General features: G+C 47.1%; 14 protein-coding genes. 8 read left to right on the plus strand and 6 right to left on the minus strand.

Going from position 1 to position 17,822, the window contains the following annotated elements; all coding sequences use genetic code 11:
• Nucleotides 1–10 precede the first annotated feature (10 nt).
• From FCU94_RS07130 to FCU94_RS07140, 3 genes are all read right to left on the minus strand, one after another.
• Nucleotides 11–1,603, minus strand: a complete 1,593-nt coding sequence (locus tag FCU94_RS07130) for an ABC-F family ATPase (protein ID WP_176287849.1) — start codon at nucleotides 1,601–1,603, stop codon at nucleotides 11–13.
• Nucleotides 1,604–1,744: 141 nt separating this feature from the next.
• Complete coding sequence (locus FCU94_RS07135) at nucleotides 1,745–3,775, minus strand: sensor histidine kinase (RefSeq protein WP_176287850.1); 2,031 nt, start codon at nucleotides 3,773–3,775, stop codon at nucleotides 1,745–1,747.
• Nucleotides 3,765–5,213, minus strand: coding sequence for a sigma-54-dependent transcriptional regulator (locus FCU94_RS07140; protein ID WP_176287851.1), 1,449 nt, complete (start codon nucleotides 5,211–5,213; stop codon nucleotides 3,765–3,767). Before FCU94_RS07140 ends, FCU94_RS07135 begins: the two co-directional genes overlap by 11 nt.
• A 255-nt stretch (nucleotides 5,214–5,468) precedes the next feature.
• Between FCU94_RS07140 and FCU94_RS07145 the strand changes: the two genes are divergently transcribed.
• The 7 genes from FCU94_RS07145 to FCU94_RS07175 all read left to right on the plus strand — a co-directional run bounded on the left by FCU94_RS07145 (nucleotide 5,469) and on the right by FCU94_RS07175 (nucleotide 13,026).
• Nucleotides 5,469–6,287: a substrate-binding domain-containing protein gene (locus FCU94_RS07145; protein ID WP_176287852.1), complete on the plus strand. Its 819-nt coding sequence runs from the start codon at nucleotides 5,469–5,471 to the stop codon at nucleotides 6,285–6,287.
• Between the two features lie 6 nt (nucleotides 6,288–6,293).
• The gene (locus FCU94_RS07150; RefSeq protein ID WP_176287853.1) at nucleotides 6,294–6,992 is read left to right on the plus strand and encodes an ABC transporter permease; all 699 of its coding nucleotides are present in this window, start codon (nucleotides 6,294–6,296) and stop codon (nucleotides 6,990–6,992) included.
• Between the two features lie 4 nt (nucleotides 6,993–6,996).
• Nucleotides 6,997–7,713: an energy-coupling factor ABC transporter ATP-binding protein gene (locus FCU94_RS07155; RefSeq protein WP_176287854.1), complete on the plus strand. Its 717-nt coding sequence runs from the start codon at nucleotides 6,997–6,999 to the stop codon at nucleotides 7,711–7,713.
• Nucleotides 7,691–8,278 carry a molybdenum cofactor guanylyltransferase MobA gene (gene mobA / locus FCU94_RS07160; protein ID WP_176287855.1) on the plus strand — a complete coding sequence of 196 codons (588 nt, stop codon included), beginning with the start codon at nucleotides 7,691–7,693 and terminating at the stop codon, nucleotides 8,276–8,278. Before FCU94_RS07155 ends, mobA begins: the two co-directional genes overlap by 23 nt.
• Complete coding sequence (locus FCU94_RS07165; RefSeq protein ID WP_176287856.1) at nucleotides 8,275–10,053, plus strand: bifunctional molybdopterin-guanine dinucleotide biosynthesis adaptor protein MobB/molybdopterin molybdotransferase MoeA; 1,779 nt, start codon at nucleotides 8,275–8,277, stop codon at nucleotides 10,051–10,053. Before mobA ends, FCU94_RS07165 begins: the two co-directional genes overlap by 4 nt.
• A 57-nt stretch (nucleotides 10,054–10,110) precedes the next feature.
• Nucleotides 10,111–10,377, plus strand: a complete 267-nt coding sequence (locus tag FCU94_RS07170) for a DUF2960 domain-containing protein (protein ID WP_176287857.1) — start codon at nucleotides 10,111–10,113, stop codon at nucleotides 10,375–10,377.
• Between the two features lie 153 nt (nucleotides 10,378–10,530).
• A complete protein-coding gene (locus FCU94_RS07175; protein WP_176287858.1) occupies nucleotides 10,531–13,026 on the plus strand; it encodes a sensor domain-containing phosphodiesterase in 2,496 nt (831 codons plus the stop codon).
• A gap of 47 nt (nucleotides 13,027–13,073) precedes the next feature.
• On the opposite strand, the gene nagK is transcribed toward FCU94_RS07175, so the two are convergent.
• Both nagK and FCU94_RS07185 read right to left on the minus strand, forming a co-directional pair.
• Nucleotides 13,074–13,982, minus strand: coding sequence for an N-acetylglucosamine kinase (gene nagK, locus FCU94_RS07180; RefSeq protein WP_176287859.1), 909 nt, complete (start codon nucleotides 13,980–13,982; stop codon nucleotides 13,074–13,076).
• 134 nt (nucleotides 13,983–14,116) lie between these two features.
• Entirely contained in the window at nucleotides 14,117–14,863 is a 747-nt protein-coding gene (locus FCU94_RS07185; protein WP_176287860.1) for a tRNA-uridine aminocarboxypropyltransferase, read from the minus strand.
• Nucleotides 14,864–14,930: 67 nt separating this feature from the next.
• Here FCU94_RS07185 and FCU94_RS07190 point away from each other — a divergent pair, with 67 nt between their 5' ends.
• Nucleotides 14,931–15,719, plus strand: a complete 789-nt coding sequence (locus FCU94_RS07190; RefSeq protein ID WP_176287861.1) for a sterol desaturase family protein — start codon at nucleotides 14,931–14,933, stop codon at nucleotides 15,717–15,719.
• A 20-nt stretch (nucleotides 15,720–15,739) separates the two neighbouring features.
• Here the strand turns inward: FCU94_RS07190 and FCU94_RS07195 are convergent, their stop codons facing one another.
• Nucleotides 15,740–17,770 (minus strand): methyl-accepting chemotaxis protein, encoded by a 2,031-nt coding sequence (locus FCU94_RS07195; RefSeq protein ID WP_176287862.1) that lies wholly within the window; start codon nucleotides 17,768–17,770, stop codon nucleotides 15,740–15,742.
• Between the last annotated feature and the right edge of the window lie 52 nt (nucleotides 17,771–17,822).

The following is a 17,822-nucleotide window of genomic DNA, read 5'->3' on the forward strand; positions in this document are numbered from 1 at the left end:
TGGGCGACTTTTAGCCGTCAATTCCACGCGCTTTGAGGAATTCAGCGTAGGTACCTTTGAAGTCGGTGATTTGATTGTTTTTAATCTCGATGATACGAGTGGCCAACGAGTCAACGAACACTCGGTCATGAGAAACAAAGAATAACGTCCCTTTGTATTGCTCCAATGCATTGTTCAACGACTCGATAGATTCCATATCCATGTGGTTGGTTGGCTCATCCATCAGCAGCATATTTGGCTTATGCATCATGATTTTACCCAGTAGCATACGCCCCTGTTCACCACCAGATAGTACCTTAACCGACTTTTTAATATCGTCTTGAGAGAACAACATGCGACCTAAGAAACTGCGCACCACTTGCTCGTCATCGCCTTCTTGGCGCCATTGGCCCATCCACTCCATCAAGTTTAGATCTTCGGCAAAATCGGCCGCATGATCTTGGGCGTAGTAACCAATGTTGGCATTTTCAGACCATTTAAACTCACCAGAACGCGGCGCAAGCACGCCTGCTAACGTGTTCAATAGTGTCGTTTTACCCACACCGTTTTCACCAATAATGGCCACACGTTCCCCCACTTCAAAGATGGCGTTGAAATCGCTGAATAGGTCCTCGTCGTAGCCTTGACTTAAATTCTCGACAATCAGTGCGTTACGAAACAGCTCTTTAGACTGTTCAAAGCGAATAAACGGGTTTTGGCGACTAGACGCTTTGACTTCTTCAAGTTGGATCTTATCGATCTGTTTCGCGCGCGAGGTTGCTTGCTTAGCTTTCGATGCATTGGCAGAGAAGCGAGCAACGAAAGTTTGCAGCTCAGCAATTTGCGCCTTCTTCTTGGCATTGTCGGAGAGTAGACGATCTCGCGCTTGCGACGCGGCGGTCATGTACTCATCGTAATTACCTGGGTACACGCGCAGTTCACCGTAGTCCAAATCCGCCATATGGGTACAGACAGAGTTCAAAAAGTGACGGTCATGCGAGATAATGATCATGGTGCAGTTACGCTGGTTTAACGTCTCTTCTAGCCAACGTATGGTATCCATATCCAAGTTGTTGGTGGGCTCGTCAAGCAGCATGATGTGCGGGTCAGCAAACAGAACCTGAGCAAGCAGTACACGTAGCTTCCAACCAGGGGCGACTTCGCTCATAAGACCGTAGTGTTGCTCTTCAGGAATGCCAACGGCTAGCAGCAGCTCTCCGGCTTTAGCGTCGGCCATATAACCATCCATCTCTGCAAACTGAACTTCTAGGTCTGCAACCAGCATGCCCTCTTCTTCGCTCATTTCAGCAAGAGAATAGATACGGTCACGCTCTTGTTTGACTTTCCACAGCTCTTTATAACCCATAATAACGGTATCAATCACTGTGTACTCTTCGTAGGCGAACTGGTCCTGGTTCAGTTTCGCGACGCGTTCATTCGGGTCATAGCTGACATTACCACCGGTTGGCTCTAGCTCACCGCTAAGTATTTTCATAAAGGTTGATTTACCACAGCCGTTCGCACCGATCAGGCCATAACGGTTACCTTCACCAAACTTTACTGAAATATTTTCAAATAGAGGCTTCGCACCGAACTGTTGCGTGATGTTATTTGTGGAAATCAATGTCATTACCTATTAAATATGAAAAACGGCGCCACACTACTGATTCATGCCGCCGACTGCAAGTGTTGTTTTGACTTTGCCAGCTGGTTGGCCCATTGAGTCAATCAAATAGAAACCGTCGAGAGCACGACGGCCGTTTAGTTAAAGATTGGTAATTTTTAAATCTGACTCAACCCTTAAAGGAAGGTAGATATAAAACGTAGATCCTTTACCCCACTGTGACTCTACCTTCAGTTCTCCACCCGTTTGACTCAAAATACTTTGCGAAACAGAGAGTCCAAGCCCGGTGCCTTCCCTTTTGGTGGTATAAAACGGTGAGAAAATACGCTTGAGATTTTCTGGCTTGATCCCACATCCTTGGTCGCTGACACTGATGATCGCGCCTCGGCAATCGCCGGCTTCCATCCAATCTTGTGTCGTTATGGTCAGTTTGCCTTTTCCTTCCATGGCATGAATGCCATTCATCTGTAGGTTGACCAGAATTTGTAAAAGCTGGTGACGATTAACTTCAACGCAGCTTTTTGCTGTCAACTCGGAGACAAACTCTACATCCCGTTTCTTTGCCCCTGTTTTGACCAAAGTAATGCTTTCTTCGACGATAGGGTTGACGTGCTGCCACGTGATTTCGTCTTGAACTCCGCCCTGTCGGCTGTACTGGAGTAGACTGCGGGTAATGTTGCGAATTCGATCGATCTGAGCATGAATCGCGTCAATTTCTTCCGATACTCGTTGCGAATCTTGACCCAGTTCGAACTGAATGAGTTCAACGTTACCAAGGATGACGGCAGTCGGATTATTGATTTCATGGGCGATACCTGCCGTCAGTTCACCGAGCGCAGCGAGTTTTTCATTCACGATGAGCTTATCGCGTGTCTGGTTGAGCAACTGAATATGAAGCTCTAACTGATCTGTTTTCTCTTTTAAGCTCGCGGTCCGCTCTTGGACTTTACGCTCAAGTTGACCAGCGGCAATCTCAAGTTCATTTTTTTGCTGCTTAAGTAGGTCGAGCATATTATCGAACTGCTTCGCTAACTGGGCTAATTCGTGGTTTTCATCTAACCCTAAATGACCAATCCGAGTTTCTTTGCCCAGTTGAATCATTTTTACCACACGGTGGATATGCTCCACGGGCAAAAACAGATCGCGTGATCCTCGATAAACAATCAAGCTCGACAGCAATAGTAATACTATTGTTGTAATCGAGATCTCGGCGATATTGGTCATATATGTAGCGACAAAGGGCCACATCAGATATCCGGTATAAAGCATGCCGATGACATTGTCGTATTGGTCGTAAAGGGGTTGGTAGGCGGTGATGTACCAAGCATCGTACACAAACGCTAAGTTGACCCATTCCTCTCCTCGAGTCAGTACAGCTTGTTTTACCTCATCCGAGACTCGTGTGCCAATGGCGCGGCCTAATCGATCATCACTGTCTAAAGGCACGTTGGTACTGACCCTGAGATCATCCAAAAATACCGTTAATGTTCCCACCGGGCGCAGGCTATCTTGCTTCGATGGGTAAATGAGATCGCGAATAGCATCGACGAGGCCAGTACTGTTGTTAAGGAGTAAGCCCCCGTCAAGGAAGCCAATAATGTCGCTATTCGGGTTATAGATAGGAATGACAGTGCGACTCACTAAGCCGCGCTCTTCGACATTTTGGCTATTCAAGATTGGGGTTTGCGCCCGCTTCACCAGATCTTCGCCTAGCTCTGCAAGCTCTTGTACTGTTAAGACATCAAAGAACGACTCACGATGCGTTAAATCCATAAAACGAAACTTGCTTTCGGCAGTGTCGACGCGATGAAAGCGTAAGAAGTCGAGGTTATACACGTGGCGTTGTTGATACACCCAATGTTGTAGGCTGCTCTCATCAACATTAGGGTTACGTACACGACGAATAAATTCATACGAGCTGGCAAATGATTTAACGTGGTTCGCTTGTTTTTCTTGAATTAGGTCGATACTGTTTTCAGCCACACCAAGACGCTCAGACACATCGACTAACGCACTTTGCCACGTATAGTGAATCGACCAGTAGATCGTGATTCCGATCAGGGCGAGTAGTGTTAATAGGATCGGCGCCGATGTTAGGATGATCAAGCGATAGCGAACCATGGTTTTAAAACGGTAACGCCACTTTGACCATAGCGAGGCGCTAATCGGCATAGCTCGACTCCTCACTCTCCCACTCTTTAAATTTGCGTTCTAGAGTTTTCCTCGCCACGCCAAGATCGCGCGCTGCAGCTGATTTGTTGCCATCGTGGTAGTCAACCAGTTGTTGAATATGGGCTTTCTCGACATCTTTCAAACACCAGCTATTTGGATAGCCTTGGCCGTTTGCTCCACTTGAGGTAAGTTCAATCAGCTCAGCACCATTTGAAACCGTCATCGTCACTGACGGTTTCAGTGTTTCGCCGTGGATTTCACGCCAATAATGCGCGGGCGGCTTGCCAAGCAAAATGCAGCGTTCAATCAAGTTTTTGAGCTCACGAATATTCCCCGGCCAATCATACTCATTCATGGCTAAAATATCCTCATGTGCCCATTTCGGGTCAGGCATGCCGAGCTCTGCTGACAACATCTTAGTGAAGAAAGGCACCAGTTCAATTAAGTCTGCTTTTCTCTCGCGCAGCGGGGCAACGTCAATTTTAAGCACATTCAGACGATAATAGAGGTCTTGCCTAAAACGACCGTTCGCGACTTCTTGCTGAAGGTTACGGTTGGTTGCGGCGACAACCCGTACGTCGACCGTGACCTCTTTCTCTGAGCCGACCGGACGTATCGTACGTTGCTCAAGCACGCGTAATAGTGCTGACTGCATCGCCAGCGGCATTTCACCAATTTCATCAAGAAATAGCGTGCCGCCGTTGGCTACTCTAAATAGACCTTCTCGACTCTTCTTTGCGCCAGTAAATGCGCCGGCATTATGGCCAAACAATTCACTCTCTAAAAGTTCAGGGGCGATTGCGCCGCAGTTGATGGGAACAAACGGACCGCTGCGCTGGCTAGCCTCATGAACGCCACGTGCCACCAGCTCTTTGCCAGTGCCCGACTCCCCCTCTACCAACACGGAAGCGCGTGAGGGCGCGAACTGACTGATGAGCTGTTTCAATTGCTTAGTTTTGTCAGAATTGCCGACGAGGTCAGTAGTGATGTGACGCTTAAAGTCATGACGTAGCGCATATTGATGACGCTGCTCGAGTCTTTTGTCCATGCAGCGCTGCACCGCTTGCAACATTTGTTCAAGATTAAACGGTTTAAGAATAAAGTCCGACGCACCGAGCTTAAGCGCTGAAATCGCGGTGTCTAGGTCGGCATAACCCGTCATGAAAATCACGTCGGCTTTTTTGTCTGGATCCGTAAACGCCTCTTCCCATTCGATGCCTGAGCGACCCGGTAAATTGATATCGAGCACAATCAAGTCGTAGTGATGCGTGGCTCGCAGTGACTCCGCTTGTTCAATGGACCCAACACAGTCGACTTTTGAGAACCACTTGCTTAAGGCTTTATTCAAGATAGTTTGCATGCCTAACTCGTCATCAACGACGAGTACGGAGAAAGCTTGATATAGGGACGCTTTATTTGGATCAAAGGAAGGAGGCATATCACTCAATTCAACTAGTTGCAATTAGGTCAGAGTGTACCAAGTTTCTTATCAACAAACTGAATAAAAGTGGGACATTTTGTCCCCGGTCAAAAATTAATTGTGTAACTTATTGATATTTCGTTCGAAAATGTTCACATATTTCTGGCACCAAGCTTGCTTAATATGCGTGTCGATTTATAAATATATCGACAGTGTCGAAAGCCGTGAGATAAACGGCGGTTTTTGTAAGTCAAAAAATGGAATTATAACGATATGAAAGCAATTACGATTACCTTTGCAGCAGCGTCATTAGCTCTAGTCAGTTACTCTTCGTTCGCTGCAGGAGAGAAGCCCCACGTTCGTTTAGCAACGACTACCAGCACCTACCATTCCGGTTTGCTCGATTACTTGTTACCTAAGTTCGAGCAAGAAACGGGATATCAAGTGGATGTGATCGCTGCTGGCACCGGAAAGTCGCTAAAAATGGGCGAAAATGGCGATGTTGATTTGGTCATGACTCATGCGCCTAAAGCGGAGGCCAAGTTTGTCGAACAAGGTTTCGGCGTGCTGCCACGCAAACTGATGTACAACGATTTTGTTATCGTGGGACCGCATTCCGATCCTGCGAGTGTCAGTCAACAAAAGGATGTTGCGGCCGTCTTTAAGTCCATTGCCAATCAAAATGCGACATTTGTCTCGCGGGGAGACGATTCTGGCACGCATAAAAAAGAAAAAGGGATTTGGCAGCAAACCAATATCGAGCCTAACTTCGGCGGTTATCGCAGCGTCGGCCAAGGCATGGGGCCAACGCTGACTATGGCCAATGAAATGCAAGGCTACACCATGACTGACCGTGGTACTTGGCTGGCTTACACCAATAAACTCGATCTTGAAGTACTGTTCCAAGGCGACAAAGATCTGTTTAACCCTTACCAAGTCATTTTGGTCAACCCTGAGCGCTACCCAAGCATCAACTATCAAGGAGCAAAAGTGTTCAGTGACTGGTTAGTGACTTCGAAAGGTCAAGCGCTAATCAATAGCTTTAAACTCAATGGCACACAACTGTTTGTTGCGAACGCTAACGAGCAGTAATTGCCGATGAACTTATGGCAAACCACCTTTGATGCGCTAGCACTCCTGGTCAGCTTTGACCAGGAGCTATGGGAGATCGTTGTGGTCTCCTTTAGCGTTTCTTTGTCGGCCATCTCTATCGTTCTCTTTCCAGCGATCATCTTCTCCTTCTTACTGGCCTACACCGAGTTCAAAGGTAAATGGATTTTTTTGTCTTTGATTAATACCTTACAAGCGGTTCCTACCGTCGTTATCGGTTTATTACTCTACATGTTATTGTCTCGCTCAGGGCCGCTTGGCGACTGGCAGATGCTGTTTACTCAAAAAGCGATGATTGCGGGGCAGATGCTAATTGGTTTCCCCATGCTCGTTTCTATGATGCATGGCGCGCTGCAATCGAGTGACCGACGCGCGGTCGAAACCGCTGTGACGCTTGGCGCGAGCATACCCAGAGTTATCGCTACTATGATTTGGGAAACCCGCTTCCCTTTAATGGCCGCCGCCATCGCTGCTTTTTCACGAATTGTGACGGAAGTAGGCTGTTCGACCATGGTGGGGGGGAATATCATGGGTATCACGCGTAATATCCCTACCGCCATCGCGATGGAGAGTCATAAAGGCGCGTTTGCTCAAGGGGTTGCACTCGGCATAGTCCTATTGGCTTTGGCACTGGTGCTTAACTTCTTGCTGACCAGTATGCGTGGCAAAGGGTATTTGAGGACTTAGCAATATGACGATAAAAATGACTGCCCAGCAGTTGTCGATGCGCTTTAAAGAACGAGTTCTATTTCATATCCCGTCCTTATCGATTGGACCCAATGATGCCATCTATCTAAAAGGTGACAATGGCGTAGGTAAAACGACGCTACTCAAAATACTCTCTGGGCTTATCAAACCCACCACAGGGCGCGTTTACGCGCCCAATGACCGTTGGATGCAGCGCTGGTTTACTCGTAGTGGGCGCAACCAAGTGATCTACCTGCACCAATCCCCTTACCTATTTGATGGCAGCGTGTACCAAAATGTCGCCTACGGTATCCGTTATCAAAAAGAACCAGCAAAAGATAAGCGAGCGCAAGTCATTACCGCGTTACGTATGGTAGGCTTAGAAACGCTCGCTGATGAGCATATTTCTGTGTTATCAGGAGGCGAAAAGCAGCGTGTAGCGATGGCGCGAGCTTGGATTTTAAAGCCTTCGATTCTATTAATGGATGAGCCGAGCGCTTCGCTTGATCAAGAATCGATCGAGCGCTTAGTGATGATGGCGCAAGATTTGTTGAATCGAGGTTCAAGTTTGGTTATAACCAGCCACCAGACCAATGCTTTAACAGACTTATGCCGCAAGCAGTGGTGGATCAAAGCCTCCACCTTGGTCGAGTCGCCGCTACTTCAAGTCATTACCGATAAAGAGATAAAGAGTCGCTATGCTTCTTCCAACGCAAACTAGTTGGGTTATTTTGGCGGGTGGACAAGCCAGCCGCATGGGTGGCAATGATAAAGGGTTAATTTTGTTGGATGGTAAACCACTCATTCAACATGTGATTGACCGTCTTGCCCCGCAAACTTCTCAGATTTTCATCAACGCCAACCGTCACCAATCGCAGTATGCGCAGTACGGCCAAGTATTTACTGATGAGTTCAAACAGTATCCCGGCCCTTTGGGGGGGATCCATGCTGGTCTTCTCAACGCACTAACCGACTGGGTCGGTTTTGTTCCTTGTGACAGCCCACAGATTAACAGCGACTTGGTTACTCGTTTTTGCTCTGCGGTCAACGCTGAGAGTGACATCCTCGTGGCGCATGATGGAGAGCATCAACAACCTGTGTTTACGCTCTACCACAAACGCGTGCTACCGAAACTGACCGCATTTCTCGAGCGAGGTGACCGTAAGATTATTTTGCTCTACAAAGAGTGTCGCACCCAGTATGTCGATTTTAGTGACTCACCGCAGTGCTTTGTAAACTTAAATACGCCCGAAGAACTGGCCCAATTTGGAACGCTTAGCAGATGAACAATCCACTCCCTATCCCACTACTTGGCTTTGCCGCCTACTCAGGTACAGGAAAAACGACCTTACTCGAAGCCCTGTTGCCCAAGTTGACACAAGTTGGCCTTAGAGTTGGCGTACTCAAGCACGCACATCACAATTTTGATGTCGATAAACCAGGCAAAGACAGCTTTCGATTGCGCAAAGCTGGAGCGAGTCAAATGTTGATCTCGTCTCGAAACCGTTTCGCCTTAATGACGGAGACTCCGCAGCAGGAGTCAAGCTTTGAGTACCTGCTATCGCGCTTTGATTGTGACAATTTGGATGTCATTTTAGTTGAGGGGTGCAAGAACATTGCTTTCCCCAAAATTGAACTGCACCGCGAAGCGGTCGGCAAGCCTTGGCTGTATCCAAACGACAGCAATATCATCGCGATTGCTGCGGATACGATGGTGACCGATTGTCCCTTGCCACAATTGAACATTAATGATTTAGCGGCGGTCGCCAAATTTGTTGTCGACTATGTCCAAGCCCATACCTCAGCTCAAAACCAAGCTAGCGCGGTTGCATGTTGCGATACACTCTCTCCTGCCTTTTTGTCGGTCGTTCAAGGGCAAGATAAAATTCTTTCTCAAGTTGACGTAATCACCGGCAAAGAGCGATGCGCCCTTGAAGATGGCTATGGACGCGTATTGTCCCGCCCTGTGACTTCTCCCATAAACGTTCCACAAAATACCAATTCAGCAATGGACGGCTATGCTATCCGCAGCGATGACCTAGAGTCGGATCACTACCAAGTCGTGGCCGAAGTCTTCGCAGGTCATGGGTACGAGCAAGCTTTAGCCAAAGGCCAAGCGGTCAAAATCATGACTGGCGCACCCATGCCCATTGGGGCTGATACGGTTGTCATGCGCGAGCAAGCGACACAATCTGGTGACACTGTCACGTTTAATCAAGCTCAAATCAAAACGGGACAAAATGTCCGTCAGGCGGGAGAAGACTTAGCCATCGGCGCAGACGTATTTTCGACTGGCCAGCGTATCTCTTCACCTGAAATAGGCATGATGGCTTCGCTTGGCTTAAACGAATGCGAGGTCTATCGAAAACTCAAGGTCGCCCTATTTTCGACTGGTGATGAAGTGCAAGCGCCAGGAACGCCGCAAAAAGATCACTCCATTTACGACTCAAACCGATTTACCCTGATCGGCTTGCTGCAAAGGCTGGGCTGCGATGTGATCGATTTGGGCATTATTGATGATGACCAAGCGCTGATGATTAACGCGCTCGAACAAGCCGCACAACAAGCTGACGTGGTGATCACTTCAGGTGGTGTGTCTGTCGGCGACGCCGATTACATTAAACTTGCGCTAGATAAATTGGGCCAAATTGACTTTTGGCGTATCAATATGCGCCCTGGCCGACCGCTCGCCTTTGGCCAACTGAATCACAAGCCATTCTTCGGTTTACCAGGCAATCCTGTGGCCGTGATGGTCTCGTTTATTAATTTTGTTGAACCGGCCTTGCGCAAAATGCAAGGTGAGAAAGATTGGCGGCCCCTTAAGGTTAGTGCAATTGCGGAGCAAGACCTCCGCTCACGACAAGGACGGACAGAGTTCAGTCGCGGTATCTATCAAGTCGATATCTCGGGCCAACTGACGGTGAGAACCACAGGCCAACAAGGTTCGGGGATCTTACGCTCAATGAGTGAGGCCAACTGTCTGATCGAAATCTCGCCCTCTATCGACAACGTCAAGGCCGGGGAAAGCGTGACAATCATCCCACTTCAAGGCAGAATCTAAGCTTTGCTACTCTAGGCCAGCACAGCTGGCCTTTTTAATGACTTTTAGGATGTTTTTATGGCGCGCACGATTCTTTACACCTACAAAGAGGAAGAGAAGACTCTTACCTTTTCATACCAACAATACCGTACTATTCATGAAGCGGTTGCCGATGCTGAAGGGATTGACCTTACGGAATATTTGAAAATGGAGCAGCAGATAGAAGCGATCTCTGACACCAAAGCCGTGCGTAACTATCGTGACAACCACTTTCGCAAGCTTGGGTTTGGTAAAATTACCCTAAAACAAAAAGAGAATCGTGGTGTGGGCCATAAAAACAAATAGTCAGCGTTGAGGGCTATCTATTTGCCCTCTCTGTTAACAACTTTATATATTTCAATCACAATTCACCGTAAAGCGGATGTACAACCCCTACTAACTGTGTGACTATCTGTTGAATCATTTTCCGTATCATTCAACTTAGGAACTCGCTGCGCAATGGAATCGCTGATCAGAAAGGTGATTGATTCAAAAGACGAAATGGAGCTTTATCAGCGTTGTTTAAACGAAGTCTATTTACGCTATAAGCCCGATCATTGCCTGATTGCTGAATACAACTTAGAGCAGCGAAGCGCCACTACACGGTGTTATCTTGCCCATGGAAAGCTTGCCGACAATATCAGTTATTCGCTAGGTGGCACGCCTTGTGAATCGGTACTCGACAACTCAGCGATGTGTGTTTACCCCGCTGGTATTCAAGAGCAGTTCCCCGACGATGACATCCTTCAAATCATTAATGCCCAAAGTTATCTAGGGATTCCGATTCAATCGAGAAGTCAAACCACCATTGGCGTCATTGCGTTGATGTACAACGACGCATTGCCTCACACTGACTTTGATACCAATTGGTTCGAAACGCTCGGCTTTCTGATCGGTAAAACCATTCTTCAGCAGCGACTGGGCAAACAAAAAGATGATTTATTAAGCCAGTTTCAACGCTCGGAACAGTTAACTCATAGTGGTTCGTGGAACTGGAATGTCGCCGAAGATCACTTTACGTTTTCAGACCAACTCGCCAAGATGCTCTCAGCACCTCACGCTGCATCACTTACTTTTGACCAGTTTTTCAGCCGCTACGTGTTCAATCAGCCAGAACCATTTGTCAAATTTAAAGCTAGCCTCAACTTGGCCACTCACACTGAACACTTTACGGTATATAAAGAGCACAACCCCGGCCAGCTTCAACTCGAAATCAACTATTCAAGACAATTTAGCCCGCAAGGCGATTTACTTGAAGTCACAGGACACGTTAAAAATGTCACCCATGTTTCTGATTTAGAAGCCGAGTTTGACCTTGCTCAACGTGTCATCGAACTGTCGCCTAATGGCGTGCTGATCACCGATAAGAATAACCGCATCATTAACTGCAATTCAAAAGTAGTGAAGATCAGCGGTTACACTGCAGAACAACTCGAGGGGCTAAACCCCTCTGTTCTAAGCTCTGATCTACATGACTCTGATTTCTATCGTTCAATGTGGCAAACGGTTCATGAGCGCGGCTTTTGGCAAGGAGAAATATGGAATCAGAGTAAAAGCGGCGCTATATACCCTGAGCATTTATCTATATATCAACTGCGCAATCGTTTGGGTGAAGTTCAAAACTATATCGGTATCTTTGAAGATCTGAGTTTACAGAAATCAATTGAAAATGAACTCAACCGCTACAAAGACCAGTCTGACTTTACCGGATTGATGCAGCGTGAAAAATTCATTAACGCCCTAGAGCAGGTAGAAGAGCCTGTTGTTGTTATCGTCGATATTAAGCGTTTCTCTTCATTTAATAATATTTATGGTGAGTCATTTGGCAATAAGCTCCTCATCTATGTAGGGCAAGCCATCCACACTCATTTTAGCGGCGACTCTATCAATACCTGCCGCTACGGCGCCGACCAGTTTGCATTGAGTGTCGACAAGCGATCGTCCATCAACATAGACCACTTGGTAGAGAAAATACGCTTGGTGCTTGAAACGCCGTTTAAGATAGACACCCACTCGGTCGACCTATCGGTGAACATTGGTCTATCTAGTTGTAAACAGGTGCTCGATACCCACCCACTCAAACAAGCTTATTACGCACTGACCGAGGCAAAACACTCCCCATCCACTGCGACGATTGAATATTCTGTCGATCTTGAAAATAGGATTGCTCGTCGACATGAATTGAGTCGCAAGCTCAAGAAGGCTCTCGACGAAAAACGTATCGGCGTTGCCTATCAAACGATTTTCGACCTCGAGACCAGTTCGATAGTAAAAATGGAAGCACTCGCACGTTGGACAGAAGATGACGAGGTTATCCCTCCTTATGAGTTCATTTCCATTGCCGAAGAGTTTGGTTACATCTTCCAGCTTGGTCAGGTATTACTCGAGAAAGTATGCCAGGACATGGTTAAGCTCAAGCACCTTGGTTTTGATGAAATCTCTGTCAACGTGAACCGCTCCATTGATGAGCTAAGCCAAGAGAGCCATAGTCACTGCTCGATTACCAAAATCATTGATAAACATGGGCTTAGTTACAAAGATATCGTTATTGAGGTTACCGAATCGATTCCGTTAGAGGATAAACCCCAAGTACAAGAGCTGCTGCGTTTTTTACGTAGGCAAGGGGTGAAAGTGGCATTAGACGACTTCGGTACTGGTTACGCGTCGTTTTCCAATTTGATGAAAAATACCATCGATATTCTAAAAATCGATCGTTCATTTGTTATGGATATCGAACAGAACCGCAACAACGTAGTCTTAATTCAATCTGTCACTCTGTTGGCTGAACAGCTTGGTGTTTCGGTGATTGCTGAAGGCGTTGAGACACAGCAACAGTTAGATATTTTGCGCGGATTGAACTGTCGATACATTCAAGGCTACTTATTGAGTAAGCCTAAACCGATAGAAGCGGTTATCGACGATCTGCAAAGTGCAGCTGCTGAAGTGATGCTGTAGAGTGTGATAAACGAACAACGGGAGCTAATGGCTCCCGTTGTTGATCGTTATTTGATGTTCAAGAATGCGGCACCGCGAACACCACCAGAATCGCCATGCTTCGCTTTGATGATCTTCGGACATTTGGCTACAGAAAGTAGGTACTTAGGCACTCGTTTTGGCATCTCTTCGTAAATCAGCTCAAAATTCGACAGCCCGCCTCCTAGCGCGACCACATGTGGGTCATTGGCAGTAAAGATATTGGCAAAGCAAATCGCGAGCAGTTCCATAAAGCGTTCAACATGCTCACACGCTTTTTCTTCGCCCGCTTGATACGCTTGAATAATCTCAATCGCCTTTTTCTCTTCGCCAAAATAGTGCGCGTAGATAAGCTCAAAACCACGACCGGACAGGTAGCTGTCGAGGCAGCCTTGTTTACCACAGCCGCAACCAAGTAGCGGCGCGTTGTCACCAAGGTGGAACCATGCATCGATAGGTAAACGCATGTGACCCAGCTCGCCGGCTACGTGGTTTCGACCAGAGAATACTGAGCCGTCATAAACCAGCCCGCCGCCAAAACCTGTTCCTAAGATCAACCCCATGACTGAAGGCTCATCTTTTAACTCTTCATCCCACGCTTCGGAGAGTGCAAAACAGTTCGCATCATTTTCGATCTTAACGCGGCGACCAATTTTGGCTTCTAAGTCCGCGCGCAGTGGTTTCCCTTTCGCCGCAGGTACATTGACCGTCAGTACGGTGGCGTCGTCCGCGTCTTCCATGCCAGGTAAACCAAGACCAATTTTACCTTCACAGCCAAACTGTTGATCGTACTTGCTGACTAGGCCTGTAATTGTGTCAACTAACAGTGCGTAGTCATCGGTAGGCGTTGGCACGCGTTCGGTCGCGACTCGTTCTAATTTGTCGTTAAACGCACCAAACTCTATTTTAGTGCCACCAACGTCAAAGCCGTAGTACATCTCATCTCTCCCAAAAACAAATAATAAAATCAATAACCGATTTATTATCCATATAGCTAAGCCTACAAACTGTGACTTATGACCAATTTAGCCTTGAGGTAGTCGTGTTTGGACACTCCTTGTGCACACGGTCATCAATTATTAGAGCGATTTCTCGTTTCTACGTTATTAACAAAGGCTTGTAGCACGGGACGCTCGCTCTCCGACTTCGCTCGACTCTTACTCTGTAGATAACTCTCTTTGAATACCTCAAACCAAGCCGTCAAGGTACTCGCTAAACACGCTTGACCTATTTGTTCAAATACTAGGCTAGCCACTTCCGCTGTTGCGAGGTGTTGGGCCTTATCTGACCGGCGCATCACATAACGTGAAACGGACTCAGGCTGGATAGATAAAACCGGCAGATCATCAAGGTAGGGAGATTTACGAAAAATACGCCTCGCCTCTCGCCAACTGCCGTCAATAAAAATCAACAATGGCTTTTTGTCAGCTTTTGCGCCAATACCATCGACTGGTATCAATCGCGCGTGATCCTCGACATACTCGTCAGGGAAAACCACCACAGGCTGGTAATTTGGGCTTGCAAGTATCGCCAACATAGACTGATCTGGTTCAGTGCGATGCCATTGGAATGCATACCCTTCTTTAACCGTATCTAAGATAAGCCGTCCAGTATTACTCGGCTTAAATACTTCATTGTCTGAAAGCAAGAGCATTACCGCGACATCGCTGTCGATATCCGGTTGGTAATCGCACAAACAATTCGACTTAGCGACTTGGCAGTATACACAACGCTCCACTTTGCTCCCTCGAGCGACAAAAGGCTTAGTGGATTGCGCAAGACGATGTTGGTAGAGACGATGAAAAGCGTGGATTCTCATAGTGGAACATATTAATGTTAAGGGCGGTCAGTTTACTTAGCCCGATACGTGTTGCAAGGATAATATCATGCAAAATACCGAAATGATTCGGATTGGATTCTTCATAGCTACGCTACTGTTATGTGGGATGTGGGAGTGGCGAACGCCGCGAAAAGCGCTGACACAAAACAAAGCATTCCGCTGGCTCAACAACCTCGGTTTGATAGCATTTAATTCGCTATGTTTAACTCTGACCATGCCGATTGTCGCACTCGGCGCCGCCTACTACGCAGAGCAACACGCATTTGGGTTATTTAACTATTGGCAGTTGCCCACTTGGTTGGAGATCTTGTTGGCGGTGGTCCTACTCGACATGGTCATTTATTTTCAACACCTTATCTTTCATCGTGTCCCTTGGCTTTGGCGTTTACATCGCATGCATCATGCCGATCAAGACATCGATGTCACCACAGGCACACGCTTTCATCCGATCGAAATGATACTTTCGATGTGGATTAAAGTCGGCGTCGCAATACTGCTCGGCATCTCACCATTGGCTATTGTTGTCTTCGAAATCGTACTAAACGTCAGCGCGATGTTTAATCACAGCAATGGGTTCCTGCCTTTAACGGTCGATAAGCGACTTCGCAAACTGATCGTCACCCCCGATATGCACCGTGTTCACCACTCAGTTATACCAAGTGAAACACACTCTAATTTTGGCTTTTTCTTATCTGTGTGGGACCAGCTATTTGGTACTTATCGACCACAACCCTCATTGGGACATCAAGGGGTTAAGATTGGGATTCCACTTTTTCAGCGCACCAACGAACAAAGGTTGGATAAAATGCTTACCCAGCCTTTTCGTAATGATTAATACTATCGGCATCGCCCTGTTTATATTGCGTACTTATGCAGCATTGTTTGCTGATCCCCAGCGATATTCGCGACCTGCTGTGAACTCTCTACCATCGACTCCAGTTGGCGCTTAGTTTGCTGGCCTTGATCAGAAACGCGGGTAATCGATTGACTCACATGAGCCGTTGCGCTTTGCTGTTGCTCCGTCGCGACAGACACTTGCTCCACACGAGTGCGTATATGAGCAACGGCGGTTTCGATATCAGCAAAGGTCGATTTCACCCTATCACTTGACTCGAGTGCATTGCTCATTTCTTGCCGAGACTCCGCTACCGAAACTCGAGAGCTTTCAGCCGCCGCCACCAACTGATTCATTCGGTCACGAATACTACTGGTTTGACTGGAGGTATCACTTGCCAACTTGCGAACTTCATCAGCGACCACTGCAAAGCCCCTTCCCTGCTCACCAGCGCGCGCTGCTTCAATAGCGGCATTCAGTGCAAGTAAATTGGTATTTTCTGCGATCCCTGAGATCAAATCGACCATTTCACGGATTTGTTTGACCCGCTTATCCAGTTCTACCATCGAACTTTCGTTAGCATTGAGTGTTTGCTCAAGTCGGTGCAAACGCATGCGATTTTCTTCTATCGCTTGTACCCCGCTGCTTGAGTGCTCAGTCGCCACTTTTGACTCTTGATAAGATTCTTGAGTGATGGTTGCGATCTCGCTGATCGAAGCTTCAAGTTGATTGACGGTGGCAACCATGCTGGTGAGCGATTCGTTTTGTTCAATTAAACTCTGATTGGAATGCTCGGCCGCGGTATGGCTGATTTCTGCGGTTTGATATAAAGTCTCGCAATTTCGGGTGACCGTCGCGATAGATTCATGCGTCGATACAATCACTTGGTTAAGCTTGCGTGCGATCTCTTTCATCTCTAGTGGACCAAGCTGGTTCACTTCAAAGGTAAAGTCATGCTGAGTCAACTTGTCTAAACTACCAAGAATGTTTTTCAATCCGACGTGAATCCAACGACGTAGCGATAACCATGACACTATCACGAGCACAACAATAACTATCCCACTTAACAGTAAGGTTGATGTCACAGACTCCATCGTCGATTTGACTACTTGCTGGCTTTGATTGATGAGTAATTGTGCTTGCGATGACACCTGATTGAGTTGCTCGATAGTTTGATTAGCAATCTCAACAACGTGGACAACTTCAGCAGACTGCTGATTGACCAGTTCAAGCTTAGCAAGGATTTGGTCGACAATGCCCCCTTGAGTAAATCCCGCTTCAACCATCTGATAACCCGAGGTTAAGCTGGTAAAGTCCACCACATCGGGATGCCACTCTTTGAAATCATCATAAGCCAGGCTTACCCCTGCCAAGCGACTTTTCATTTTACGGTACTCTTGCTGTGCCTTATCTAAGTCCTCGAGCATCATCAATTCAACAAAGGCACTTTCCATGGAACTAACATTGGCAATGAAGCGATTGGCGGCGTCAACTGACTCGGGATTATCTCCACTGAGAAACGAGCTTATCCGACTCATCTCAGGCCCCACAGAGCCCAAGCCGTAGCGAAAGGCATCAAGTTCTTGATTGATGCGCTCTTGACGAGCTAACAAGTTACGTTGTGTCGCAATAACCTCGGAACTGAGTGTATTCAGTTGGGAAATCAACTCGGCCATCGACTGAGTTTGCTCTGGGCTGATCCCTTGTTGATAATCACTGGCAATATTGAGGACTTGCTGAGAAAACTGGTTTGTATCAGAGACCAGCACATCGATACGCGCAGAGATATCATTAAGTGCTTGCGTATCGCGTGTCTGAGTGGCATAGCTAAGTTGTTTGACCTGATCAAGAATCGATTGGGTGAGTTTGGCATTGGTCATTGCGAGAGGAAGTGCTCGCTGTGATAAGTCGGAAAACTGTTGACCTATTCGGTCGAGCCCTTTAATACTGGTCGCGGAGAGAACAATAACCAGTAAAATAAAGGTGATAAACACCGTGCTGATGGTTTGAATCAATGAGAGTTTAAATTTGCCTTTGTTCAGCGTATCCATGCGGAGAAAGTGTCCTGCTGCTTGGTATTGATTGCTGGCATAATATGGCGGG

The sequence above is a fragment of the Vibrio sp. JPW-9-11-11 genome (genome assembly GCF_013369335.1).
Taxonomy (GTDB): domain Bacteria; phylum Pseudomonadota; class Gammaproteobacteria; order Enterobacterales; family Vibrionaceae; genus Vibrio.